Origin of the sequence: Methyloversatilis sp. XJ19-49 (assembly GCF_024580145.1) — a bacterium.
In the GTDB taxonomy this organism is placed as follows: Bacteria; Pseudomonadota; Gammaproteobacteria; order Burkholderiales; family Rhodocyclaceae; genus Methyloversatilis.
This window is the reverse complement of record NZ_JANINI010000024.1, coordinates 1-26178: the sequence shown is the minus strand read 5'-3', so window position 1 is coordinate 26178 and position 26178 is coordinate 1. Positions and strand designations below refer to the sequence as shown.

20 protein-coding genes are annotated in these 26178 nt (G+C 62.5%); 15 read left to right on the top strand and 5 right to left on the bottom strand.

The features are described 5' to 3' along the window. Both NMQ16_RS18825 and NMQ16_RS18820 read left to right on the top strand, forming a co-directional pair. Nucleotides 1-2713, top strand: a 2713-nt coding sequence (locus tag NMQ16_RS18825) for a DUF1800 domain-containing protein (RefSeq protein ID WP_257082502.1), incomplete at its 5' end; no start/stop codon positions are given. Between the two features lie 167 nt (nt 2714-2880). Further along, nucleotides 2881-4209, top strand: coding sequence for a DUF1501 domain-containing protein (locus NMQ16_RS18820; protein WP_257082501.1), 1329 nt, complete (start codon nt 2881-2883; stop codon nt 4207-4209). Between the two features lie 266 nt (nt 4210-4475). Here NMQ16_RS18820 and NMQ16_RS18815 read toward each other — a convergent pair whose 3' ends face one another. Continuing rightward, nucleotides 4476-6206, bottom strand: coding sequence for an SLC13 family permease (locus tag NMQ16_RS18815; protein WP_257082500.1), 1731 nt, complete (start codon nt 6204-6206; stop codon nt 4476-4478). A gap of 10 nt (nt 6207-6216) precedes the next feature. Further along, nucleotides 6217-6993 carry a 3'(2'),5'-bisphosphate nucleotidase CysQ gene (gene cysQ / locus NMQ16_RS18810; protein WP_257082499.1) on the bottom strand — a complete coding sequence of 259 codons (777 nt, stop codon included), beginning with the start codon at nt 6991-6993 and terminating at the stop codon, nt 6217-6219. A gap of 990 nt (nt 6994-7983) precedes the next feature. Here cysQ and cysD point away from each other — a divergent pair. The 9 genes from cysD (at nt 7984) to NMQ16_RS18760 (ending at nt 18250) form a co-directional block, all read left to right on the top strand. Next, nucleotides 7984-8913, top strand: a complete 930-nt coding sequence (gene cysD / locus NMQ16_RS18800) for a sulfate adenylyltransferase subunit CysD (protein WP_257082503.1) — start codon at nt 7984-7986, stop codon at nt 8911-8913. Between the two features lie 82 nt (nt 8914-8995). Then, nucleotides 8996-10927, top strand: coding sequence for a sulfate adenylyltransferase subunit CysN (gene cysN / locus NMQ16_RS18795; RefSeq protein ID WP_257082498.1), 1932 nt, complete (start codon nt 8996-8998; stop codon nt 10925-10927). 857 nt (nt 10928-11784) lie between these two features. Next, nucleotides 11785-12855, top strand: coding sequence for a dTDP-glucose 4,6-dehydratase (rfbB, locus tag NMQ16_RS18790; protein WP_257082497.1), 1071 nt, complete (start codon nt 11785-11787; stop codon nt 12853-12855). Continuing rightward, a complete protein-coding gene (rfbD, locus tag NMQ16_RS18785; RefSeq protein WP_257082495.1) occupies nt 12852-13745 on the top strand; it encodes a dTDP-4-dehydrorhamnose reductase in 894 nt (297 codons plus the stop codon). The genes rfbB and rfbD overlap by 4 nt, the downstream gene beginning before the upstream one ends. A 50-nt stretch (nt 13746-13795) precedes the next feature. After that, entirely contained in the window at nt 13796-14677 is an 882-nt protein-coding gene (rfbA, locus tag NMQ16_RS18780; protein ID WP_257082494.1) for a glucose-1-phosphate thymidylyltransferase RfbA, read from the top strand. After that, a complete protein-coding gene (gene rfbC / locus NMQ16_RS18775) occupies nt 14677-15228 on the top strand; it encodes a dTDP-4-dehydrorhamnose 3,5-epimerase (RefSeq protein WP_257082491.1) in 552 nt (183 codons plus the stop codon). The genes rfbA and rfbC overlap by 1 nt, the downstream gene beginning before the upstream one ends. A gap of 549 nt (nt 15229-15777) precedes the next feature. After that, nucleotides 15778-16125, top strand: coding sequence for a hypothetical protein (locus NMQ16_RS18770; RefSeq protein WP_257082490.1), 348 nt, complete (start codon nt 15778-15780; stop codon nt 16123-16125). A 101-nt stretch (nt 16126-16226) separates the two neighbouring features. Further along, nucleotides 16227-17417, top strand: a complete 1191-nt coding sequence (locus NMQ16_RS18765; RefSeq protein ID WP_257082489.1) for an NAD(P)/FAD-dependent oxidoreductase — start codon at nt 16227-16229, stop codon at nt 17415-17417. Nucleotides 17418-18046: 629 nt separating this feature from the next. After that, complete coding sequence (locus NMQ16_RS18760) at nt 18047-18250, top strand: cold-shock protein (RefSeq protein WP_019917894.1); 204 nt, start codon at nt 18047-18049, stop codon at nt 18248-18250. Between the two features lie 321 nt (nt 18251-18571). Here the strand turns inward: NMQ16_RS18760 and NMQ16_RS18755 are convergent, their stop codons facing one another. Next, nucleotides 18572-19162 (bottom strand): transposase, encoded by a 591-nt coding sequence (locus NMQ16_RS18755; protein ID WP_257082488.1) that lies wholly within the window; start codon nt 19160-19162, stop codon nt 18572-18574. A gap of 425 nt (nt 19163-19587) precedes the next feature. Then, on the bottom strand, nt 19588-21957 hold the full coding sequence (gene ppsA, locus NMQ16_RS18750) for a phosphoenolpyruvate synthase (protein WP_257082487.1): 2370 nt from the start codon (nt 21955-21957) through the stop codon (nt 19588-19590). 171 nt (nt 21958-22128) lie between these two features. Here ppsA and NMQ16_RS18745 point away from each other — a divergent pair, with 171 nt between their 5' ends. The 4 genes from NMQ16_RS18745 to NMQ16_RS18730 all read left to right on the top strand — a co-directional run bounded on the left by NMQ16_RS18745 (nt 22129) and on the right by NMQ16_RS18730 (nt 25335). After that, a complete protein-coding gene (locus NMQ16_RS18745; protein ID WP_257082486.1) occupies nt 22129-22941 on the top strand; it encodes a pyruvate, water dikinase regulatory protein in 813 nt (270 codons plus the stop codon). A 65-nt stretch (nt 22942-23006) separates the two neighbouring features. Further along, entirely contained in the window at nt 23007-23438 is a 432-nt protein-coding gene (locus tag NMQ16_RS18740) for a DUF1841 family protein (RefSeq protein WP_257082485.1), read from the top strand. A 20-nt stretch (nt 23439-23458) separates the two neighbouring features. Further along, entirely contained in the window at nt 23459-24316 is an 858-nt protein-coding gene (locus tag NMQ16_RS18735; RefSeq protein WP_257082484.1) for a D-hexose-6-phosphate mutarotase, read from the top strand. Further along, nucleotides 24313-25335, top strand: coding sequence for a hypothetical protein (locus NMQ16_RS18730; protein WP_257082483.1), 1023 nt, complete (start codon nt 24313-24315; stop codon nt 25333-25335). Before NMQ16_RS18735 ends, NMQ16_RS18730 begins: the two co-directional genes overlap by 4 nt. Nucleotides 25336-25417: 82 nt before the next feature. On the opposite strand, the gene NMQ16_RS18725 is transcribed toward NMQ16_RS18730, so the two are convergent. Then, the gene (locus tag NMQ16_RS18725; protein WP_257082482.1) at nt 25418-26014 is read right to left on the bottom strand and encodes a YigZ family protein; all 597 of its coding nucleotides are present in this window, start codon (nt 26012-26014) and stop codon (nt 25418-25420) included. Nucleotides 26015-26178 lie beyond the last annotated feature (164 nt).

Sequence of the window (26178 nt, the reverse complement as noted above, 5' to 3'; positions counted from 1 at the left end):
GCCGTATGCGTCGCGCAGCGTCACGTTGCTGGAAGTGACGGGTGCAGACACTTACGCAGGTGTGAGTACTTACCGCACGGACGCCTCAGGCCTGCTCAGGCTGGATCCGGCGGGGCTGGGTAATAAAGCGTATGCGCTGCGTGCGCCGAGTCTTGCGGATGGAAGCCTGAAGGTGAGCAGCCCGTACTCGACCACGGGTGCCTATCAGTTCGTTGTAGGGGGGGCCCCCCTGGTAGTTCAACTCCAGGACGCGATTACGAACGACGTTTTTGCGGGTAGCGAAATACTTGTCTACAAACACACGTCTACCGGCGCTGAGAGTTTTGTGACTCGTCAGACAACCAATGCGAGCGGTGTAGCAACGTTTGATCTCGGTGGTTCTGATGCCGGTGACACGTTCGTCTTGAAAGCACGACCCTTTGGCTTTGTCGTGAGCAGCAAGCCCGTTTTTCAAAGTGGAACACAACTGTTCAGGGTCGGGAGCTCGCTCGTGCGAGTTGTTGATTCGTCCTCGCTTGCACTGATGAGCGGGGTGACGGTCAGTGCTTACGAAAAACTGCCCGACGGCTCGCTTCGCTGGGAGACCCAGCGCATCAGTGATGCAAGTGGAACATTTCGTATGGATCTACCGCGTCTCGATGAGGGTGCTGTTTATGTGCTGAGGGCCTTGAATCCGTTCGGCGATGGAAAGCATTTGTTCAGTCAGGTTGTCACCGCAGTTGGTATTTTTTCATTCGGACTCACGAAAGACGAGACAAATCCGCCCGATTTGCATCCCCCCTCTATTTCGATCCTGGAGCCGAACAATGGGGCCCGCGTATCTACGGCTGGCGTACGTTTAAGTGGGACAGTCTCGGACAATGAATCCGTGCAGGAGGTGATCTTGAGTCTTTTGCTTCCCACGGGTGCGGTCCTGACCAAGAGCGCGAACGTCATTCAATCGGGAGGTACCTGGTTCGTCCATACAGGCGCACTCCCCGAGGGCGAATATGGTCAGATACAAGCAAACGTGACGGCGATTGACAGTGACCGGAATGAGACGAATGCGACGCTGACGCTGCATCGTGTGACAGACGACGTGGCACCTTCTATCACGATGGATGCGCGGCCCAGCGGAAGTGAAATTCCAATCAAGGGGTTCGTTTTGTCTGGTTCCATCACGGATGACACTGTTGGTGCGAACCTGCGCGTCACCATATCTGGGGGCGGAATGTCGTTGCCGGTCGAGCGCGATGTCGAGGTTGCGCAGATGTCGGGCCGCTGGTCGGTGGCTGTCACGCCAGAACAGTTGTTCGTCAGCGCTCCGCTTGTACTTTCACTGGAGGCAAAAGATGGAGCCGGCAACGTATCGAACCGCAGTTTTTCGTTCCAGCCGGTTGATGCCTTCGATGAAGTTTGGCATGCGCTACAGAGAACTTCATTTGGTGCGACGGCGAGTTCCTACGCAAGTGGAGTGGAGGCAGGGGCAGCCAACGCGTTAATGCAGCAACTCAATCCAGATTCGCTGGACGACAGTGCTTTGGAACAGCGTGATGCAGCATGGACTACTGACGGTACCCAAGTCGCCACGCGCTTCGTCCGTCACGGGACGTATAGCAACAGGCAGCTACGCGAAGTCATGACATGGTTTTGGGACAATCACTTCAATACCTATTTCAACTCACACAGCAATAGCGCCTTCGAAAAGCAAGAAACGGAAAGTTTCCGATCGCACGCTCTCGGTAATTTCCGGACGCTTCTCGGCGACAGTGCGCGCAGCCCGGCCATGCTCTACACGCTCGACGGTAGAAGTAACGTCAAGGGCCGCCCCAACGAAAACTACGCCCGCGAACTGATGGAGCTTCATTCGATGGGCGTTATGGGCGGTTACACGCAGCGCGATGTGGAAGAAGTTGCACGCGCATTCACCGGCTGGACGGTGAGGGACGGTGTGTTCTTCTTCGATGCGACGAAGCACGACACGGCAGCAAAGACGTTGCTGGGGCATACGATCGCGGCGGGTGGCGGTCAGTCTGACGGTGAAACCGTGCTCGATATCGTGGCGACGCATGCTTCGACCGCGCGCTTCATCTGCCGCAAGCTCGTCACCCTGTTCGTTTCTGACCAGCCGGTGGAATCGCTGGTGACGCGCTGTGCCGCAACCTTCGTGGCGCAGCAGGCGGCGCCGGACCAGATGCGCCAGGTGGTGGCGACGATATTGACTTCGACGGAGTTCATGGGATCGACGTATCGCGGCACCAAGCTGAAGACGCCGATCGAGTTTGTACTGGGCGCGGTACGGCAGTTCGGTGGTGAAAACGCAGGTGATGACATTTCGCTTGAGGTGCAGCGACAAGGCATGGCGCTGTTCATGAATCCGTCGCCGACGGGATATGGCGAAACCGGTGCGAGCTGGCTTAGCACCAGCATGCTGCTGTCGAGATCGCGGTTCGCGGATCGGCTACTTTCATACAACCCGAGTGACACGCAGACGCAGTTTTCACTGGCGGCTGCGATGACGGAGCAGGGTTATGTGACGGGCGAGGGCGTCGCAGGGCGGATGCTGGAATGGACGCTCGGGCCAACGTTCGTGCGTCGGCACATCGAGTTGGCGCTCGATGTGCTCACCGAAAACGGAACCTACCCCTATTTCCCGACTGCCCCGGATGCCGAGGTGAGATTACGCCGTTTGGGCAAGGCGTTGATGGCGTTGCCGGAGTATCAGTTCCAGTAGGGCGGGTAGGGATTGATCTGAGCGTTACTCGAATTGCAGGGGCACGGTTCCATATGGAAAAAAGCCTGCCGGCTCAGTGGGCGGTGAGCGGTGCCCCCGTGCGGCTCCTTGATTTCGAATGCGGTCGTTGAATGGGCGCGGGTGATTGATGTGCATGATCATGATCGATGGATCGCTCCTACACGAGTAGTGCGAAATTTTCCGGTTTGGCTTGGTGGAAAGAGAGTCACATGAACAGACGTAAGTTTCTCGCGCAGGCACTCGGCCTGGCTGGTGCGGGGGTGGTGACATGGCCGAGCGCAGGCTGGGGCTCGACGATTGGCGTACCCGAAGCACCGGCCGAACCCGGTGGCCGTGTTCTGGTTGTCGTGTTCATGCGCGGCGGATGGGACGGGCTGAACGTTGCCGTGCCGTATGGCGATGATGCGTACTACGGCTTGCGGCCAACGCTCGCCATTCGTCCTCCGTCAGAGGGTAGCGCGACTTCGGCGCTCGATCTGGACGGCTTCTTCGGCTTTCACCCCTCACTTTCGGCGCTGCGTGACATGTATCAGTCCGGGCAGGTGGCCATCATGCCGGCCGTGCAGTATGCGGGCGCCTCGACTTCGCACTTCGTCGGTCAGGACATTATCGAATCGGCGGTGATGCCGTCGGCCGATACGGGTTGGCTTGCGCGGCATCTGCTGCAGTCGTCGGGAAATGTGACGGGCAAGGCGCTGAGTCTGACCGATCAGGTGCCATTGAGTCTTGCCGGGCTCCCGACACCGGTACCTGCGTTTCCGGATCTCGGCAGTCTGGCCATGGCGTCGAGTACCAGCGACCGCAACATGCTGGCCGAGGTAGTGACGCGTGGTTACGCGGCTGCGCCTGCTTCGGCCAATCCATACGGCGCTGCGTTGCAGGGCATTGGCGGCAGGCTGCTGGACGAACTGGCTGCGCTTCAGGTCGCCGGGCAAATGACACCGGAAAACGGTGCGGCTTACCCAACGAGCGGATTCGGCAGGCAGTTGCGCCAGGCGGCTTCGCTGGTGAAGGGGCGCGCCGGGCTGGAGCTGATTTCACTCAATTACGGCGGATGGGACACGCACAGCGGGCAGGGCGGCGGGCAGGCGGATGGACGCATGTCGCAACTACTCGCGGTTTTTTCGGATTCGGTCAATGCATTCTTCACCGATTTGGGTGGGGATGCATCACGTGTCACCTTGCTGGTAATGAGTGAGTTCGGTCGAACCGCTGCCGAGAACGGCAGTGGCGGGACGGATCACGGAAATGCGACAACCTGGATGGCAATCGGCCCGACCGTCAACGGCGGGATACACCTCGGCAATGGCTGGCCTGGCCTGCAGCCATCTCAATTGCGCGACGGCCGCGCGCTTGCTCACACCATTGATTTCCGGGCGATCTACGCCAATGTGCTCACACGCTGCCTTGGTGCGACCAATCTGTCGGCCGTGCTGCCGGGTTACGGCGGCGGGATGGTGGATGTGGTGATTTGAGCGGTTAGGGTAGGCGTCGAAGGTGAAGGACCTTGCTGGAGCGGTTCTCCGCGATCGGTGCAGTGATGGTCACTTTGCAGCGTGAGGGTCGCGGCGAGGCCGCCGCTCCCACAAAACCCTGCTTCTTGCCCTTTGCCGCTTGCCACGCTCGAGCGGCCAGCAGCGTCGCGCCTGCGAAAAGCGATGCGTTGGTTGCCGGTTTAGCCGGCGTGACTGCGCGATGTCAATTCAGTCGCAGGGCGCGACGCTGTCTGCAGGCTTCGCCTTTACCGCGCGAACGGAAAAAACACCGGCACGAGCAGCAGGACGGTTGCCCCATACGCGATCGAAACCGGCAGGCCCACGCGCAGGAAATCGAGCATGCGGTAGCGACCGGGCGAGTACACCATCAGATGGGTCTGGTAGCCGAACGGAATCAGGAAGCCTGCGCTCGCCCCGTACATGACGGCCATGATGAAGGGCATCGGGTCTGCGTCGAATGCACGTGCGGTTGACAGCGCGATGGGGAAGGCCAGGGCGGCAGCGGCGTTGTTGGTGACCAGTTCGGTCAGGATGACCGTCAGCAGGTAGATGCCGATGAAGGCGCCGATCACGCCGTGACCGTCGTACAGCATGCGCAGCGCACCGGTCATCAATTCCGCGGCGCCGCTGCTGTCGAGCACCTGGGCGATCGCCAGCGATGAACCGATGGTGAGCACCAGGTCGAACGGGAAGCGCCGCCGCATTTCCGCGAGGGTGAGCAGCCCGCTCAGCACGAGGCCGGCCAGCAACATCAGCAGGCCGGTGAACAGCGGCAGGATTTCGAGACCGGAAAGCGCAATCACTGCTGCGAAGCCGGTCAGCGTGAGCCGGCTCTGCATCGGTGTAAGGCGTGGCCGCACGGTGCCGCCCACCAGGTGGAAGTTGCGGTCGATGTTGCGGTGATTCGCGAAATCCGGGCCGACGGCGAGCAGCAGGCTGTCGCCGACGTGCAGCGGCACACGGCCGAGCTGGCCGGTGAGTCGCTTGTCACCGCGGCGTATGCCGACCACGCCTGCATCGAACATGGTGCGGAAATCGACGTCACGCAGGGTTTTGTTGGCCAGTTCGGACTGGCTGGACACAACCACTTCGAGCAGGTTGGACCGCAGCAGCGAACCCGCCTCGACGCCGAACACCTGCAGGCCGTCGAAACGCTGCAGCGCGCTCATCTTGTCGATTTCGCCGGTGAAGATGAGCACGTCGCCCACTTCGATCACTTCGGCCGGTGCGACCGGGGAAATCAGCCGGCCGTCACGCATGATTTCGAGCAGGAACAGGCCTTCGAGATTGCGCAACCGGTTCTGCTCGATGCTGCGGCCGATCAGCGACGAGGTGTGCTCGACCCGTGCTTCGAGAAAATACGCCTGCTGCGCTTCGCGGCTGTTGGCCGAATGGCGCGGCAGCAGCCGCACGCTGAAGGCGAGTACGACAATGCAGACGAGCGCAACGGGTACGCCCACCCATGCAGGATCGAACATGCCGAGCGGCGACATGCCCGCATTCACCATCAGCGAACTCACCACCAGGTTGGTCGAGGTGCCGACCAGTGTGGTCACGCCCCCGGCAATCGCGGCAAACGAAAGCGGAATCAGCAGCAGCGATGCCGGGTGATGGCGCTGCTTGGTGACCACACCGAGCAGCGCGCCGACGACGGCGGTGTTGTTCAGGAATGCGGAAAACAGCGCTGTGATCGAGGTGAAACGCAAGACCGCGCCGACGGGGGAGCCGCGCAGCAGCTTGTCGGACACCCGTTCGAGTATCGGCGAGCGCTCGATCACCAGTGACACCAGCAGCAGCATGACCAGCATGGCCAGCGCCGGATTGGTGTAGCTGGCAAGCCATGCCTTCTGGTCGAGCAGACCGAACAGGTAGTAACAGCTCGCGAGACCTGCGAACAGAGGGGCCGCTGCAATGCGGCCATGTACCAGCAGGATCAGCAGCAGCCCAATGGACGATAGAACAATCCAGGCAGTCATCGCATGCGGCTCAGCCGCCAAGTCCCCAGGCTGCGAAATGCGGATTTGCGAAATCCGGCTTGCCGTAGGTGAAGGCGGAACCATCGATCTGCTCGATGTGCCCGCCGGCGGCGATCAGCACGGCGTGGCCTGCGGCGATGTCCCATTCCATCGTGCGCCCGAGGCGTGGATAGACATCGGCCTCGCCGGCGGCGACCAGGCAGATCTTCAGCGACGATCCTGCGTTGCGCAGCTCGGCGACCTTGCGGCCCGCGAGGTAGGCGTCGAGCGCGGCCGCGTCACCGTGCGAGCGGCTCGCGACCACGGTCAGGCCGGCTTCAGGCGTGGCGCGGCAACGGATTTCACGTACGCCCGCCGCGTCGTCCACCCAGGCGCCAAGGCCTGCGACGCCCGAGAACATGCGGCCCTGAGCAGGCGCCTGAACCACGCCCAGCACCGGCTGGCCGTTCTCGATCAGTGCGACATTCACGGTGAATTCGCCGTTGCGGTTGATGAACTCTTTAGTGCCATCGAGCGGATCAACGAGCCAGAACGATGCGCCGTCTGCAGGGCGCTGGCCTGCTTCCGTCGATTCTTCCGACACGATGAACACATCAGGCGTCAGCGCCTTGAGTCGCGCCACGATGAGGTCGTCAGCCTTGCGGTCTGCGAGGGTGACCGGGGAATTATCTGATTTATCAGTGACTTCGAAATCCGTTGCATAGACTTCCATCACGCATTGCCCGGCGTCACGGACGATGTCGAGCAGTGCTGTGTGCAGTGTCTTGAGTTCGGCGGTGGTTCTCATGAGCGCTTCCGGAAATTGGGTCTGATGGCAACAAACCTGGTCATTAAATAATTAATTCACACTGTTTGCGCACTGAATGGTTTTACTCTACATGACGCCTGCCACACCTGTCTGTGAATAATGGACGCTCGAAACCTGTCTGCCGACATCCTCAATGAACGCCGCCGTCAGGCGGTAAAGCTGCGCCTGTCGGGCATGACGGTGGCTGCGGTGTCGAGCGCGGTCGAGTTGAGCGCGCCGACGGTGATCGCGGCGCACAAGGCGTATCTGGCTGGCGGGTGGGACGCGGTGCTGCTGAAACGCCGCGGCCGGGTTTCGGGCAGCGGGCGCAAGCTCGACAGCGCGACCGAACAGCGGCTGGCCACCGCGTTCGAAAACCTGCCTGATGCGCTCGGGTTGCCGTTCGGGTTGTGGAGTGACGAGGCCGTTGCCGCATGGTTCGAACAACAGCACATGGCCGTTCCGCCCCGACGCAGTCTCGCGCGCTACCGCATCGACTGGGGTGTGCAACCGGAACTCGACCCGGACGGCGAGGCGACGTTGCGCGAACAGGGCAAGGCTGTGTCCGTTGGGGAGCGCTGGTGGACCGGTGCCATCGCCTGGCGCCCGACCACGGTGCCTTGCAGCGGGCAATGGCTGCTTTTCGCGCGCGGGCGGCGCGGGCAGTTGCACTGGATGTTGTGCCCGCACGCGCCGCGTGCAGATGACTGGAAAAACCTGTGGTCGCGGCTGGCAACGATGACTGCCGCGCCGATGCATCTGCTGGTCAGCGGCGTGTCGCTCAGCCCGGGCGACATCCTGAGCACCTGGATGCGCAACCAGTCGCCCGGCGTGAGCGCGACAGCGATCACGCTGTCGGTACGCGCCAGTCGCCGCACCGTCAACGACTCCGCGGTGCCGGCTGCATCCTCAGGCCGGTCGGTACCTTCGCGTCGCGCCACGCAGTCGGTGGCGCCCGCTACTTTTTCTGCAAACCCTTCGAGAACCCTCATGCAGACCACTCCCGAACCCGTCGATCCGGACACCCTCACCCACCTGCAGCGGCTGGAAGCCGAGAGCATCCACATCATGCGCGAGGTGGTGGCGGAAGCTGAAAACCCGGTCATGCTCTATTCGGTCGGCAAGGACAGCGCAGTCATGCTGCACCTCGCGATGAAGGCCTTCTATCCGGCTGTGCCGCCGTTTCCGCTGTTGCACGTGGACACCACGTGGAAATTCAAGGCGATGTACGAATTCCGCGATGAGATGGCGAAAAAGCTGGGCATGGATCTGCTCGTGCATGTGAATCAGGAGGGGCTGGCCAAGGGCATCAACCCGTTCACGCACGGTTCGGCCATCCACACCGACGTCATGAAGACCGAAAGCCTGAAGCAGGCGCTGGACAAATACGGCTTCGACGTGGCCTTCGGCGGTGCCCGCCGCGATGAAGAGAAGTCGCGCGCCAAGGAACGCATCTTTTCGTTCCGCAGTGCGCAGCACCGCTGGGACCCGAAGAGCCAGCGGCCGGAGCTGTGGAGTCTGTACAACGCGCGCAAGCACAAGGGCGAGTCGATCCGCGTGTTTCCGATCTCGAACTGGACCGAGCTCGACATCTGGCAGTACATCCATCTGCAGCACATCCCGATCGTGCCGCTCTATTACTCGGCGCCGCGACCGGTGGTGGAGCGCGACGGCACCTTGATCATGGTGGACGACGACCGCATGCCGCTGCGCCCGGGCGAGGTGCCGCAGATGAAGAGCGTGCGCTTCCGTACGCTGGGTTGCTACCCGCTGACCGGCGCAGTCGAATCGACTGCCACCACGCTGACCGACATCATCCAGGAAATGCTGCTGACGACGACCTCGGAACGGCAGGGCCGCGTGATCGACCACGATTCCAGCGGTTCGATGGAGAAGAAGAAGCAGGAGGGGTACTTCTGATGCGCCCCCACACTCACATTCGTTCGTTGCCCCCCAAGGGGGCTGAGGCCTCCCTTGGGGCGGCCCGGCAGGAGGCCTTCTGATGGCAAACGTTTCCGATCTGATCGCCGAAGACATCGGTGCCTATCTCAAGCAGCACGAACACAAGAGCCTGCTGCGCTTCATCACCTGCGGCAGCGTGGACGACGGCAAGAGCACGCTGATCGGCCGCCTGCTGTACGAATCGAAAATGCTGTTCGAAGACCAGCTCGCCGCGCTCGAAGCCGACTCGAAAAAGGTCGGCACGCAGGGCGGCGATCTCGATTTCGCGCTGCTGGTCGATGGCCTGTCGGCCGAGCGCGAGCAGGGCATCACGATCGACGTGGCGTACCGCTTCTTCTCGACCGACCGGCGCAAGTTCATCGTCGCCGACACGCCGGGCCACGAGCAATACACGCGGAACATGGTGACCGGTGCTTCGACGGCCGACCTCGCCATCATCCTGGTCGATGCGCGCTACGGCGTGCAGACGCAGACGCGCCGCCACAGCTTCCTGGTGTCGCTGATCGGCATCAAGCGCGTGGTGGTCGCCATCAACAAGATGGATCTGGTCGGCTACTCGGAAGCCACGTTCCGCCGCATCGTCGATGACTATCGCGAATTCGCGCGCCAGCTCGGGCTCGAGGACATCGTCGCGATTCCGATGTCGGCGCTCAAGGGCGACAACATCACGACCCCCAGCGATGCCATGCCCTGGTATCACGGCTCAACGCTGATGGGCTATCTCGAAACCGTGGAGGTGGACCAGAAGCGGCGCCTGAAAAGCCCGTTCCGGCTGCCTGTGCAGTGGGTCAACCGGCCGAACCTCGATTTCCGCGGCTTCGCCGGCACGATTGCCGGCGGCAGCATCACGCCGGGTACCGCCATCCGGGTGCAGCCGTCCGGGCGAACCAGTACGGTCAAGCGCATCGTCACCGCAGACGGCGATCTGCCGCGCGCGATCGCCGGCCAGTCGATCACGCTGGTGATGGAAGACGAGATCGACATTTCGCGCGGTGACGTCATCTCGACGCTCGATTCGCCGGCCGAAGTGGCCGACCAGTTCGAGGCGACCCTCGTCTGGATGCAGGACGAACCGCTGATGCCCGGCCGCGCCTATCTGATGAAGATCGGTGCGCGCACGGTCACCGTCACGGTCACCGACATCAAGCACAAGGTGAACGTCAATACCCTGGAACATCTCGCAGCGAAGCAGCTCGCGCTGAACGAAATCGCGGTGTGCAAGCTCAGCGTCGACCGGCCGATCGCGTTCGACCCGTACGAGCGGGTGCGTGAAACGGGCGGTTTCATCCTGATCGATCGCATCAGCAACGCCACCATCGGTGCCGGCATGCTGAGCTTCGCGCTGCGCCGTTCGCACAACATCCACATGCAGCACGTGGATGTGGACAAGACCTCGCGCGGCGCGATGAAGGGCCAGCGCCCCTGCGTGCTGTGGTTCACCGGGCTGTCGGGCGCCGGCAAATCGACGCTGGCGAACCAGGTCGAAAAGCGCCTTCATGCGCTGGGCCGCCACACCTATCTGCTCGACGGCGACAACGTGCGCCACGGGCTGAACAAGGATCTCGGTTTCACCGAAGCCGATCGCGTGGAAAACATCCGCCGTGTGGCCGAAGTGTCGAAGTTGATGGTCGACGCCGGTCTGCTCGTCCTGACCGCCTTCATTTCACCGTTCCGGTCCGAGCGCCGCATGGCACGGGGTTTGATGGAAGAGGGTGAGTTCATCGAAGTTTTCGTCGATACGCCGATCGCCGTGGCCGAGGAGCGCGATCCGAAGGGGCTGTACAAAAAGGCGAGACGCGGCGAGATCAAGAATTTCACCGGCATCGACTCGCCCTACGAAGCGCCCGAGCAAGCCGAGATCCGCGTGGATACCAGCATGCAGGACATCCAGGCGACGGTGGACATCATCATGCAGCACCTGCGCGAGCGAGGCATCCTGGTCGGCGAGGTCGGCGCCGCTGGCGATGTTTGAGATGTGTGATGTGGTCACGGCCCAGGCGGGAGCCGCCTGCGAGTGAGCGACCCCTGTGTGTGCGACCTCCCCGGAGCCACGGCGAGGCCGCAAACGCAGGGCTGTGGGAGCGGCGGCCCCGGAGCCACGGCGATGCCGCGAACGCAGGGCTGTGGGAGCGGCGATCCACGGCTGGCCCTGCATGGCCAGCCGGCTCTGCGGGCGGCGAGCAGTGCTCGCCGAAATCCCCGCTCCGCCCTCGCCGCGATCAGTGCAGCGATGGTCGAGGTGCAGAGTGACTATCGCGGCGAGGCCGCCGCTCCCACAAGAACTTCGCGATAAGTGCCGTGATGGCCGCGGTGCAGAGTCCGAATCGCGGCGAGGCCGCCGCTCCCACAGGGGCAGCGCCCCCGGCACCATGGCCAGTCCTTCAGCGCAGGGAGTGTGCGCGACGTCCCCGGAGCCACGGCGAGGCCGCGAACGCAGGGCTGTGGGAGCGGCGATCCACGGCTGGCCCTGCATGGCCAGCCGGCTCTGCGGGCGGCGAGCAGTGCTCGCCGAAATCCCCGCTCCGCCCTCGCCGCGATCAGTGCAGCGATGGTCGAGGTGCAGAGTGACTATCGCGGCGAGGCCGCCGCTCCCACAAGAACTTCGCGATAAGTGCAGCGATGGTCGCGGTGCAGAGTCCGAATCGCGGCGGGGACGCCGCTCCCGCAGAAAACCTCGAATCTCTCTGCCCAGAAGCTCAAAGCTCGCCTGCGGTGCAGGCCGCACAAAAACGCGCGATCTGAGGGGTTTGTCACCCAATCGCGCCGGGTTGTCATCGATCGCTCAATTCGTTGCGATATCCTGAATTGCAACATTGTGTGGAATCGACCATGACCTTACTTGTTACAGGCGGGGCCGGCTTCATCGGCAGCAACTTCGTTCTCGACTGGCTGGCCGCTTCGGACGAGCCGGTCGTCAATCTCGACGCGCTGACCTATGCCGGCAACCGGCAGAACCTCGCGTCGCTCGATGGCGACGCGCGCCATGTGTTCGTGCAGGGCGACATCTGCGACCGTGACCTGATCGACCGGTTGCTGTCGGCGCACCGCCCGCGTGCCATCGTGCATTTCGCGGCCGAATCGCACGTTGACCGATCGATTCACGGCCCGGGCGCCTTCATGCAGACGAATGTCACCGGCACCTTCACGCTGCTCGAAGCGGCGCGCGGCCACTGGGGTGCGCTGGAAGGTGACGAGAAGGCGGCGTTCCGCTTTCACCATGTCAGCACCGACGAGGTGTATGGCTCGCTCGGGCCGACCGACCCGCCGTTCGCCGAAACCCACCCCTACGAGCCGAACAGCCCGTATTCGGCCAGCAAGGCGGCGAGCGACCACCTGGTGCGCGCCTGGCACCACACCTACGGCATGCCGGTGGTGACCACCAATTGTTCGAACAATTACGGCCCGTATCACTTCCCGGAGAAGCTGATCCCGCTGATCATCGTCAATGCACTGGCCGGCAAGCCGCTGCCGGTGTATGGCGACGGTCAGCAGGTGCGCGACTGGCTGTACGTGAAGGACCACTGCGCGGCGATCCGCGAAGTGCTGACGCGCGGCCGGCTGGGCGAGACCTACAACATCGGCGGCTGGAACGAGAAGCCGAACATCGACATCGTGACAACCGTGTGTGCGCTGCTCGACGAACTGCAGCCGGACGCGGCCGGCCCGTATGCGCGCCTGATCACCTACGTGAAGGACCGCCCGGGCCATGACCGCCGCTACGCCATCGACGCGCGCAAGATCGAGCGCGAACTGGGCTGGCGGCCGGCGGAAACCTTCGATACCGGCATCCGCAAGACGGTGCGCTGGTATCTCGACAACCAGCCCTGGGTGCAAAACGTGCTGAGTGGCGGTTACCGCGACTGGGTCACGCAACAGTACGGTGCGGAGCAGGGCGCATGAAGATTCTGCTGTTCGGCAAGGGCGGGCAGGTCGGCTGGGAACTGCAGCGCGCGCTGGCGCCGCTGGGCAACGTGATCGCGCTCGATTTCGACAACTCGGGCGAGCTGTCGGGTGACTTCAGCCAGCCGGACGCGGTGGCAGCCACGGTTCGCAAGGTGGCGCCAGACCTGATCGTGAATGCCGCCGCGCACACTGCGGTGGACAAGGCCGAAAGCGAACCCGAACTGGCTCGCATGCTCAACGCCACCACGCCCGGTCGCATCGCAGCCGAAGCGGCTGCGCTGGGCGCGCACCTGATCCATTACTCGACCGATTACGTGTTCGATGGCAGCGGAGAGGCGCCGCGCGACGAAACCGCGCAGACGAATCCGCTCAGTGCGTATGGCCGCACCAAGCTCGAGGGCGAACAGCTCATTGCGGCATCGGGCGCGAGCCATCTCATCCTGCGCACCAGCTGGGTGTATGCGGCGCGCGGTGGCAACTTCGCGAAAACCATGCTCAGGCTTGCAAAGGAACGCGACCGGCTGACGGTGATCAGTGACCAGATCGGCGCGCCGACCGGTGCCGAGCTGCTGGCCGACATCACCGCGCACACCGCGCGCGTGCTGCGCCACAACCCGCAGCTCGCCGGGCTGTATCACTGCGTCGCCGCGGGTGAAACGTCGTGGCATGGCTACGCGATGCACGTGATCGAGACCGCGCGGGCGGCGGGGCACGACATCAAGGTGGGCACAGACGCCGTGCTGCCGATCCCCACGTCCGACTACCCGACGCCGGCCGCACGACCGCTCAATTCGCGCCTCGACACACGCAAGCTGCACGACACGTTCGGGCTGGTGCTGCCGCACTGGCAGCTGGGCGTCGATCGCATGCTGGCCGAGATTCTCTGAACACCCGCCGAAGCCGTTCGGGCGCACTCCATGACACGCAAGGACATCGCATGACACGCAAAGGCATCGTACTCGCCGGCGGATCCGGCACCCGGCTGCATCCCGTCACCATCGCGGTATCGAAGCAGCTGATGCCGGTGTATGACAAGCCGATGATCTACTACCCGCTCAGCACGCTGATGCTGGCCGGCATTCGCGACGTGCTGATCATTTCGACGCCGCAGGACACGCCGCGCTTCGAGCAGCTGCTGGGCAACGGTTCGAACTGGGGCATGAACATCGAGTATGCGGTGCAGCCCAGCCCTGACGGTCTGGCGCAGGCCTTCATCATCGGCGAAGACTTCGTCGGCGATGCGCCGTCGGCCCTGGTGCTGGGCGACAACCTTTTCTACGGCCACGAGTTTGCCGACGACCTGAAGGCGGCCAGTTCGCGCACCGCGGGGGCCACCGTATTCGCCTATCGGGTGAACGACCCGGAGCGCTACGGCGTGGTCGAGTTCGATGCCAACGGGCGCGCCATCAGTCTGGAAGAAAAGCCCGCCAAGCCGCGCAGCCGGTATGCGGTCACCGGGCTGTATTTCTACGACCAGCAGGTGGTGGAGATCGCGAAGGCCTTGAAGCCGTCGCCGCGCGGCGAGCTGGAAATCACCGATCTGAACCGCGTGTATCTCGAACGCGGCGCGCTTGATGTGCAGGTGATGGGCCGTGGTCATGCGTGGCTCGATACCGGCACGCACGACTCGCTGATCGACGCAGCACAATTCATCCAGACGCTGGAAAAGCGCCAGGGCCTGAAGATTTCCTGCCCGGAGGAAATTGCCTGGCGGCAGGGCTGGATCGACGACGAGCAGCTGCGGCGCATCGCTGCACCGCTGGCCAAGAGCGGCTATGGACAGTATCTGCTGCGCATCATCGATGAGAGGGTGTTCTGATGAAGGTGGTCGAAACGGGTATCGCTGGCCTGCTGGTGCTCGAGCCAAAGGTGTTCGGCGACGCGCGCGGCTTCTTCATGGAAAGCTTCAATGCGCGCGCGTTCCGCGAGGCGACCGGGCTGGACGTGCCGTTCGTGCAGGACAACCACTCGCGCAGCGGCAAAGGCGTGCTGCGCGGCTTGCATTACCAGGTGAACCAGCCGCAGGGCAAGCTGGTGCGGGTGGTGCAGGGCGCCGTGTTCGATGTGGCCGTCGACCTGCGGCGCAGCTCGGCTACTTTCGGCAAGTGGTACGGCGTGGAACTGAGCGGCGAAAACCATCGCCAGTTCTGGGTACCCGCCGGCTTCGCGCACGGCTTTTACGTGTTGAGCGAATCGGCAGACTTTCTGTACAAGACCACTGATTACTACGCGCCGGAGCACGAGCGCAGCCTCGCCTGGAACGACCCGACAGTCGGCGTCGACTGGTCGCTGCAAGGTTCGCCGCTGCTGTCCCCCAAGGACATCGCCGGCAAGCCGCTCGCCGAGTGCGAGGTGTTCGCGGAGCTCTGAAAAAGGCTGTGAGGGCGCCGGCTGCGGGACGGCGCTGCCTTGTGGGAGCGGCGATCCACTGCCGGCCCTGCGGGCGGTGTTCGTTACTCGCCGAAACACCTGTGGGAGCGGCGATCCACTGCCGGCCCTGCATGGCCGGCCGGCTCTGCGGGCGGCGAGCAGTGCTCGCCGAAACCCCCGCGCCGCCCTCGCCGCGATCGTGCCGCGATGGTCGCGTTGCAGAGTGCGTATCGCGGCGAGGCCGCCGCTCCCACAAAATAACCGCGCCCAACACAGATTCCGGAGCCCGCCCGCGATCGTCGGTGTGCGCGCAAAGGCGACCTCACCAAGGGTAGAGCTTGCAGAAGCTACATCCATCGCCGCTCCCTCAGAGGAAGCTCCCACAGGCCGCCGCTCCTCCTCAAAATGCCGTGGCAGCCGACGGGGCCGGAGCGATGTCTCATGGCTGGATTCTTGTTCGACCGACGCAGCGGGTGCTCATATGCCGTCAGGCTATCCCGGGTGGGTCTCGACTGCTAGCATGACGTTTTTATGACGGAGGGTTCAGCAATGAGGCATCGACTCGGCGGTGGGAAATGTGGTGCGGAAGCAACTGCAGAGCGATCGCCACAGCCGTCGTGGACGTCTTCGGTCGATATGCTGAAGCGGCTGCTTGACCTGCCGTCCGATGCTGTCTTCATGGGTTTCGGCCTTGAGTGCCGCATCAGCGACAGATACTTCTGCCGCGCCTCGTCGCCGCATGAGCGGGCCGATAATCACTGGCTGGATTCGCCCGAGACCGCCGTCACCTTCTCCAATTGGTCCGACGCCCAGAACGCGGAAGCTTCCTACCCCACGTCGCGCCTGGTGCTGCTGTTCGATCTGGGCGACGAAATCCGCGTTTACCCGGCGCGGTAAGGCGGCATCGGCGAGCCTTGCACGAATGAGGTGGCGAGCGGGTCGGCGCGCGCACCCGCGCTACACTCGTCGGCCAGATGATCCAGGCCTGATTGATTCCCATGAAGTTTGACGTGATCGTGATCGGTGCCGGCGCGGCGGGCATGATGTGCGCCGCGACGGCCGGCGCGCGCGGACGCTCGGTGTTGCTGATCGATCACGCGGCGAAGCTGGCAGAAAAAATCCGCATTTCGGGCGGCGGGCGCTGCAATTTCACCAACCGCGATCTCACGCCGGCGAGCTTTCTGTCGCAGAACCCGCATTTCTGCCGCTCGGCGCTGTCGCGCTACACCCCTCAGCATTTCATCGCACTGGTCGAGCGCCACGGCATCGCATTCCACGAAAAGACGCTGGGCCAGTTGTTCTGCGACGACTCGTCGATGCAGATCATCGACATGCTGAAGGCAGAGTGCGACGTGGCCGGCGTGCGCTGGCAGATGCCTTCGGCAGTGACGTCGGTGGCGCGCATCGATGAGGGGTTTCGAGTCGACACCGACAACGGTCCGTGCGAGTGCACCTCGCTGGTGGTGGCGACCGGCGGGCTGACGGTGCCGAAGATAGGCGCCACCCCCTTCGGTTACCGGCTGGCCGAACAGTTCGGGCTGGCGGTGGTGCCGCCGAAGCCGGCGCTGGTGCCGCTGGCGCTTGACCCGGCCTGGCTGGCGCGCTTCGGCGAGCTGTCGGGCGCGTCCTTCGATTCGGTGGCGTCGTGCCACGGTCCGGCATTCCGCGAACAGACCTTGCTGACGCATCGCGGCCTGTCGGGCCCGGCGATCCTGCAGGCGTCGAGTTACTGGCAGCAGGCCGGTGCGCGCGAGCCGGTCGTGATCGACCTGCTGCCCGAGGTGCACGACGCGGAAGGCTGGCTGCACGGCGCACGCGCCGGCCGACAGACGCTGGCAGCCCTGCTGGCCGATCATCTGCCGAAGCGTTTCGCGCAACAGTGGGTGGATGTCGAAGGCGCGGGCAGCTGGAGTGCCGCGCTGGTAGAGCTGCCGCGTGTCGCGCTGGGCGACATCGCGCGCCGCCTGAAGGGCTGGCCGATACAGCCCGCCGGCACATTGGGCTACAACAAGGCGGAAGTGACACTGGGTGGTGTGGATACGCGCGGGCTCGACCAGAAGACCATGGCCGCCCGTGCAGTGCCCGGGCTGTTTTTCATCGGCGAGGTGGTGGATGTGACCGGCTGGCTCGGTGGCTACAACTTCCAGTGGGCGTGGTCGTCCGGCTGGTGCGCGGGGCAGGCGGCCTGAGCCGTTGATGCGCGTCGTCCGGCAGCCACGCGCCGGTGCGGCCAACGTCTGATCTGATCGGGCGCTGGCACGGATAGTGATCACAGGGCGCTCCGCATCGCGCCAGATCGAGATCACGCGGGTGCGCAAGGTCGCGAGAATGGCCGAAAATTTCGATGTACTTCGGTGGTGGCGTGTCGGACCGGGACGACAGGGTGTGTGCGAAGCGCGCAACCGTGGCGCGCGCGCAGTGCGAGGCCGGTCGGCGATCAAAGGTCTGTGACAAGCGTTGAAAGAAGTGCTTTACCTGCAAGTGTTTACGGACGAGTGGAAGTTCATTGGCATTTTTGGACGATCTGCTATCGATCGGTGTTCCTGTGGCCGCAACGCGCGATGAACATCATGCCGCGATGTATATCGCCCCACGGCGGCGATGGTTGCTGCAATTACCGTTGAAATAGCATTTGCATCGCTTCGTTAAATACCGTATAAGCACACCTGTAGGTGATTTCAAGCATGAACGTGTTGTGCGTCGGTTCTCGATTTTCAAGTCAGTACTCCGCTTGCCATATTCCCCTTGAGGTTTCCCTGCACTATGGTCATCGCACATCGTGATGGCCTGTTTAAATCTGTATCCAAAGGAATTGAAAATGGCAACTGGTACTGTTAAGTGGTTCAACGACGCCAAGGGTTTTGGTTTTATTTCGCCGGACGACGGTGGTGAAGACCTGTTCGCGCACTTCTCCGCCATTCAAGGCAACGGCTTCAAGTCGCTCCAGGAAAACCAGAAGGTTTCCTTCGAAGTGACCCGCGGCCCGAAGGGTCTGCAAGCCTCGGAAATCAAGCCGCTCTGATTCTTCAGGCAGCGTGAAGCCGCCGCAAGGCGGTCTCCGATGAAAAAAGCGCACTGCAAAGTGCGCTTTTTTTTCGTCTGCAGGTTTTCGATCAGCGGGCTATGGGGGCGGGGGCGGTGCATGTTTCTTGTGTGAGCGGTGATCCCGCCGCGATACTCGCTTTGCAAAGCGGCCATCGCCGCACCGATCGCGGCGAGGGCGGAGCGGGAGTTTCGGCGAGCACGGCTCGCCGCCCGCGGAGCCGGCCGGCCATGCAGGGCCGGCAGTGGATCGCCGCTCCCACAGGGACAGCTCCGGCGGCGCCCCCCGCCACTTGTTTCGTCAGAGCCACACTGCGTCCCAGTGGGGGTAGTCGCCGACATGCCTGACCAGCCCTGCACGCAGCGGATTGGCGACGAGGTAGCGTGCGGCGGCTCGCAGATCTTCGTCGCTACGCAACGCGTGATCATGGAACCCCGGTTGCCACAACGGCGTGCCAGCAGCGTGGGCGCTGAATGATTTCATCTGCTGCACGACGCGGCTCAGGCTGAGAGAGTTGCCGAGCTGCACCATCCAGTGCAGGTGATCCGGCATCAGTACGAATGCCAGCGTTTTCGCATGGCCACGCGCGTCCGATTTCATCAGAGAGCGGATCGTCTGGCGCGCGGCAGGCAAATCTTCAAATACCGTCTCGCGTTCGCGCGTCACGGTCGTGACCAGATAGACCTGACCCGGAATCGATATCCGGCCCGTCCGGAGTCGGCGCGATGAGGGCAGGTTATTCATGAAGAGAAAATAGACTGCATTTACCCATTTCAGGTAAAAAGGTCGCAGGAAGCGTTCGCTGGGTCTGTGAGCAATGCGGCCGGTGAGCCGCGAGTTTCCTGTGGGAGCGGCGGCCTCGCCGCGATAGTCACTCTGCACATCGACCATCGCTGCACAGATCGCGGCGGGGCCGCCGCTCCCACAGCCGGAGCGTCGCGCATCGCGGTACCCACAGCCGCAGCACCGAGTATCGCGATACTCGCAGGCAGAACTTCTGGAGCTGTCGTCTGCTGCATCGATCCTGACGGAAGCAGCGCCGATGGGGCGGCGAGCTGCGAGTTTCCTGTGGGAGCGGCGGCTTGTGGGAGCGGCGGCCTCGCCGCGATTCGGACTCTGCACCGCGGCCATCAAGGCACTAATCGCGACGGGGACGTCGCTCCCACAGCCCTGCGTTCGCGGCCTCGCCGTGGTTCCGGGGACGCTGCTCCCACAGAAGAAACCGCGCTGCTCGCGGCTTTTACCGAGAAAGCAGCGCTGCCCTTTGCTCTCACAGAAGACGCAGCGTTGCTTGTCGCTCCCGCAGATTCCTGTGCTTACTTCTCGGTCGCGTGGGCGGCGAGTTTGAGCCAGGTTTCGACGACGGTGTCGGGGTTGAGCGACATGCTCTGGATGCCTTCGTCCATCAGCCACAGCGCGAAGTCGGCGTGGTCCGACGGGCCCTGGCCGCAGATGCCGACGTACTTGCCCATCTTGTTGGCGGTGCGGATGGCCATCGACAGCAGCATCTTGACTGCCGGGTCGCGCTCATCGAAGGCGCCGGCAACGAGGCCGGAGTCGCGGTCGAGGCCGAGCGTGAGCTGGGTCAGGTCGTTCGAGCCGATCGAGAAGCCGTCGAAGTATTCGAGGAACTGCTCGGCCAGCAGTGCGTTGGACGGAATTTCGCACATCATGATGAGGCGCAGGCCGTTCTCGCCGCGCTTCAGGCCGTGCTCGCCGAGCAGCTTCACCACTTCGGCCGCCTCGCCCAGATTGCGTACGAAGGGCACCATGATTTCGACGTTGGTCAGGCCGAGCTCGTTGCGCACGTAGCGCATGGCGCGGCATTCCAGTTCGAAGCAGTCACGGAAGCTGTGCGCGATGTAGCGCGATGCGCCGCGGAAACCGAGCATCGGATTTTCTTCGTCCGGCTCGTAGATGTCGCCGCCCAGCAGCTTCTTGTATTCGTTCGACTTGAAGTCGGACAGGCGCACGATGACCGGTTTCGGCCAGAAGGCGGCGCCGATGGTGGCCACGCCTTCGACCAGCTTGTCGACGAAGAAGGCTTCGGGGTTCGCGTAGCCGCGCGCGCGGCGGCGGATTTCCTCGCGCAAACGGGCCGGTGCCTGGTCGATTTCGAGAATGGCCTTCGGGTGAATGCCGATCGTGTTGTTGATGACGAATTCGAGCCGTGCCAGACCCACGCCTTCGTTCGGCAACTGCGCGAAATCGAAGGCCAGTTCCGGATTGCCGACATTCATCATGATCTTCAGATCGAGATCGGGCAGGTTCGACAGGTCGGACGTGACCACTTCGAAATCCAGCCGGCCGCGATAGATGTTGCCGGTATCGCCCTCGGCGCAGCTGGCGGTCACCAGTTCGCCTTCGGTCAGCGTTTCGGTCGCGTCACCGCAGCCGACGATGGCCGGAATGCCCAGTTCGCGCGCGATGATGGCGGCGTGGCAGGTGCGCCCGCCGCGGTTGGTCACGATGGCGGCGGCCTTCTTCATGACCGGCTCCCAGTTCGGGTCGGTCATGTCGGTGACAAGCACGTCGCCGGCCTGCACCTTGTCCATCTCGGTCGCGCTTTCGACGATGCGCACCGGGCCGGCGCCGATCTTCTGGCCGATGGCGCGGCCGCTGGCCAGCACCTTGCCGTACTGCTTGAGGCGGAATTTATGCTGCGTCATGCCGGACTCGTGCGACTTCACGGTTTCCGGACGCGCCTGCAGGATGTAGAGCTGGCTGTCGATGCCGTCCAGGCCCCACTCGATGTCCATCGGGCGGCCATAGTGCCCCTCGATCGTCATCGCGTAGCGGGCCAGTTCGAGCACCTGTTCGTCGGTCAGCGAAAAGCGCTGGCGCTCGGCGTCGCTGACATCGACGGTCTGCACGCTGCGGCCGGCCGATGCGCTGGCGGTGAATTCCATCTTGATCATCTTGCTGCCGAGGGTGCGGCGGATGACCGCCGGGCGACCCTGGGCCAGCATGGGCTTGTGCACGTAGAACTCGTCCGGATTCACCGCACCCTGCACGACGGTTTCGCCCAGACCGTAGCTGGACGTGATGAACACGACGTCGCGGAAGCCCGATTCGGTGTCGAGCGTGAACATGACGCCGGCAGCGCCCTTGTCCGAACGCACCATGCGCTGCACGCCTGCCGACAGCGCGACACCCGCGTGCATGAAGCCCTTGTGTGCGCGGTAGCTGATCGCGCGGTCGTTGTAGAGCGAGGCGAACACTTCGCGGATCGCGTGCAGCACGTTGTCGATGCCGGATATGTTCAGGAAGGTTTCCTGCTGGCCGGCGAAGGACGCGTCCGGCAGGTCTTCGGCGGTGGCCGAGCTGCGCACCGCGAACGAGCCGTTGCCGGCGGCATCCAGTTCGGCGTACGACGCGCGGATACCGGCTTCGAGTGCGGCCGGGAAGGGCGTGTCCATCATCCACTGACGGATCTGCGCGCCGGTGCGCGCGAGCGCATTCACGTCATCCACATCCAGCGCTTCGAGAGCGGCGTGGATGCGATCGGCCAGCGCGTCCTGTGCGAGAAACTCGCGGAAGGCCTCTGCCGTGGTGGCAAAGCCGCCGGGTACGCGCACTGACTTGGGCAGCTGGCTGATCATTTCGCCCAGTGACGCATTCTTGCCACCGACGCTTTCGACGTCGGTCATGCGCAGCTGTTCGAACGGGATGACGTAGCGAGACATGGGTATCCTCTCTTGAACATGGGGCGATCGCTTGTTGCGGCGACCGTGCATTTCTCCGATGCACCGGATGGGTGCGCGGAAACGCGGTATTTTAGTTAATGTCGGTGGTGCACTGCGGAAAATTTTGCGCGGACTGTGCGGTTTGCGCACTGAACTGGATCAGAACACATCATGAGAACCGTCTTCTTCATTTCCGACAGCACCGGCATCACGGCCGAAACGCTCGGTCGCAGCCTGCTTTCGCAGTTCGAGGGCGTGAAGTTCCGGCACACCCGCGTGCCCTTCGTCGATTCGGTCGACAATGCGCTCGATTGCGTCGAACGCATCACCGAGTCGCAGATGCGCGACGGCGTGCGGCCCATCGTGGTCACGTCCATCGTCAATGCCGAGGTGGCGCGCACCGTGCGCCAGGCCGATGCGCTCTTCCTCGATCTGTTCGAGCACTTCGTCGGGCCGCTGGAAGACGAACTGGGGCAGGCGGCGAATCACAACGTCGGCCGGCAGAAGGGGCTGGAAGAAAGCGCCGATTACCAGAACCGCATCGAGGCGATTAATTTTTCGCTCGCGCACGATGACGGCATGTCGCACAAGGAACTGGAAAAGGCCGACGTGATCCTGGTCGGCGTGTCGCGTTCGGGCAAGACGCCGACGAGCCTGTACATGGCGATGCAGTTCGGCGTGAAGGTCGCCAATTACCCGTTGATTCCGGAAGATTTCGAGCGCGGCAAGCTGCCGACCGAACTGGTGAAGTACCGCAGCAAGCTGTTCGGCCTGACCATCGCGCCGGAACGGCTGTCGCAGATCCGCGAAGAGCGGCGGCGCGGCAGTCAGTACGCCTCGCTCTCCAATTGTCGCTACGAAGTCGATGCGGCGCAGAAGCTGATGCGCATGGAAGGCATACGCTGGCTTGAATCGACCCACAAATCGATCGAGGAGATTGCCGCCGTGGTGCTGCAGGCGGTGCATGTCGAGGACGACAGCTGACGCACCAATGACGCCAGGTGGGGCTTTGTGGTGCAATGACCGCCCGCACGATCCCGCTCCGCCCCATGTTCAATCCCACCCGCGACCAGGCCCGGCAGTTCTTTCTCGACACCTGGGCCAAGCGCAACAGCGGCCAGCCGCTGACGCAGATGGAAACCATCGCGCTGACGCTGATCGGCCGCCACCCGGAATACCACGCGCTGCTCGACCAGGGCGAACGCGCGCTGACGCGCGAATATCCGCCGGAACTGGGCGAGACGAATCCCTTCCTGCACCTGTCGCTGCATCTGGCGATCGAGGAGCAACTGGCCATCGACCAGCCACCCGGGCTGCGCGCCGCCTTCGAGGCACAGCGCGCGAAGATGGGTGACGAGCACGAGGCGCTGCACCGGGTGCTCGACTGCCTGGGCGAGAGCATCTGGCGCGCCCAGCGCGATCGCCAGCCGCCCGATGGCGCGGCCTATGTGGCCTGCGTGCGCGCCGGGCTCGACGACTGAATTCTTACTTTGGCGACACCATGACCGACAAGACCGGACACATCCTTCCCACCGAATTTCATGGCCAGCCGGCGCTGTCGCTCGAGGCGGCCGACGGCGCGCGCTGCGTCGTCAGCCTGTTCGGCGGTCACATCCTGTCGTGGGTCCCGGCCGGCGGCAAGGAGCGGCTCTATCTGTCGCCCGAGGCGCGCTTCGATGGGCAGGCGGCGATCCGCGGCGGCATCCCGGTCATCTTTCCGCAGTTCGCGGCGCGCGGCGACGGGCCGCGCCACGGCTTTGCGCGCACCCGCGTATGGCAACTGACCGAACAACGGGCGGCCGCCGATTTCGTCACCGTGACGCTGACGCTGCAGGATGACGCGGCCACGCGCGCACTTTGGCCGCATGCCTTTCTGCTCGAACTGACGGTCATGCTGAGCGGCAACCGGCTCGACCTCGAACTGAGCGCCGAAAACACCGGGGATGCACCTTTCGTGTTCGCCGCCGCACTGCACACCTATCTGCGCGTCGGCGAAGTCGAGAACTGCCGTGTCGAAGGGCTGCGCGGCAAACGCTACCTGGACGCGACCGCGGGCGATCGGGCGACGCAGGACAAGTTCGATGCGGTGGTGGTCGAGGACGAAATCGACCGCGTGTATGTCGGCGCACCCGACAGCGTCGTGCTGAACGAACCCGGCCGCGCGCTCGGTCTGCAGAGCACCGGCTTTACCGATCTTGTCGTGTGGAACCCTTGGGAACACAAGGCACGCGCACTGACCGACCTGCCGGACCGCGACTTCCGCCATTTTCTGTGCCTCGAACCGGCGCTCGCCGACCAGCCGCTCGAACTTGCGCCCGGCGCGCTGTGGAGCGGCCTGCATACGCTGGTCGCGGCTTGAGGGGCGAGATACAAGATTCAAGATTCAAGATTCAAGATTCAAGATTCAAGATTCAAGATTCAAGATTCAAGATTCAAGATTCAAGATTCAAGATTCAAGATTCAAGATTCAAGATTCAAGATTCAAGATTCAAGATTCAAGATTCAAGATTCAAGATTCAAGATTCAAGATTCAAGATTCAAGATTCAAGATTCAAGATTCAAGATTCAAGATTCAAGATTCAAGATTCAAGATTCAAGATTCAAGATTCAAGATTCAAGATTCAAGATTCAAGATTCAAGATTCAAGATTCAAGATTCAAGATTCAAGATTCAAGATTCAAGATTCAAGATTCAAGATTCAAGATTCAAGATTCAAGATTCAAGATTCAAGATTCAAGATTCAAGATTCAAGATTCAAGATTCAAGATTCAAGATTCAAGATTCAAGATTCAAGATTCAAGATTCAAGATTCAAGATTCAAGATTCAAGATTCAAGATTCAAGATTCAAGATTCAAGATTCAAGATTCAAGATTCAAGATTCAAGATTCAAGATTCAAGATTCAAGATTCAAGATTCAAGATTCAAGATTCAAGATTCAAGATTCAAGATTCAAGATTCAAGATTCAAGATTCAAGATTCAAGATTCAAGATTCAAGATTCAAGATTCAAGATTCAAGATTCAAGATTCAAGATTCAAGATTCAAGATTCAAGATTCAAGATTCAAGATTCAAGATTCAAGATTCAAGATTCAAGATTCAAGATTCAAGATTCAAGATTCAAGATTCAAGATTCAAGATTCAAGATTCAAGATTCAAGATTCAAGATTCAAGATTCAAGATTCAAGATTCAAGATTCAAGATTCAAGATTCAAGATTCAAGATTCAAGATTCAAGATTCAAGATTCAAGATTCAAGATTCAAGATTCAAGATTCAAGGTGCAAGGTGCAAGGTTCAAGGTTCAAGGTTCAAGATTCAAGATTCAAGGGGCAAGGGGCAAGGGCACGGGGTGGTGCTGTTGCCTGGCGTTGGTGCTTGAATTGAGCGGCGTTAGGGATGTGCCTTTCTTTGTCTTGCGTTGAGGGCACTTCGAGTCCGGGCCGTCGGCGCCGGGCTGGTGTTCAGGCTGCGTCGTCGCGGATCCAGCCTATCCGTCCCTGCGTGGCGTCGTTCAGACGGGCGATGAAGGCTGCGGCTGCGGGTTCGGGCAGGCTGATGCGCATGTCGACCAGCGAGTCGTGGCTCACCGCGCCCAGCGTGGCGCCGGCCGCGTCGACTTCGCGCCGTACCGTGCCTTCGAGCGCGTAGGGCAGGGTGCAGCGCAGCGTGATGCGACGCGTCAGCGGCACCTTGGTCGCCGTCAGCAGTGCCTGCGCCACGGCGTCGGTGTAGGCACGCACGAGGCCGCCGGCGCCGAGATTGATGCCGCCGTAGTAGCGCACCACGGTTGCCAGCACGCCTTCCAGATCCTGATGACGCAGCACTTCGAGCATCGGCCGCCCGGCTGTGCCACTGGGCTCGCCGTCATCGACCGCTGCCGACTGTCCGCCCGCCAGCAGCGCCCAGCACACATGCGTCGCCCCCGGATGCTGCCGCCACAGCTCGATCACCCTTGCCTGCGCCGCTGCGCGGTCGCGCATCGGCTCGACGCAACCGATGAAGCGGCTCTTCTTGATGAGCAGTTCGCTGTGAACCGCGGCGGAAAGGGTATTCGGCATGGCGGCGCAGCTTACCGGCAGCACTGGATATTGTGGTAGCAGCACCTGTGGGAGCAGCACCTGTGGGAGCTGTTCTGTGGGAGCTGTTCTGTGGGAGCGGCGGCCCCGCCGCGATTGATGCCGCGATGATCGTTGATCAACGCGCCCATCGCGGCGAGGCCGCC